General features: G+C 41.1%; 1 protein-coding gene. It reads right to left on the reverse strand.

All coding sequences use genetic code 11. From position 1 onward, the window contains the following. Positions 1-241, reverse strand: a 241-nt coding sequence (locus tag ACPYOJ_RS36460; protein WP_481420550.1) for a DUF4251 domain-containing protein, incomplete at both ends; no start/stop codon positions are given.

A 241-nucleotide genomic window follows, 5' to 3' on the forward strand; every position in this document is an offset into this window, starting at 1 on the left:
CTCACAATCCATGTTCCTTTTTTGTTCTGGCTTTTGTTTACTGTGAAATCCTTTGATGTAAACCTATAGCTGTTTTGAGAATTATCACCGTAGCTGGGATTAAAAACTCTTCCGAAGTAGGGCAATACTACTTCCAGTTTATCCGGCCTTACATCAACGCTGTAATTGCTTCCCGAAAGGTCGAGTATTCTCGTCGCGGGTGCATTCGGCATTGAAGTCATGACGTTGATAACATCATAAT

The organism is Rhizobium sp. SVR5-9E, from assembly GCF_056755095.1.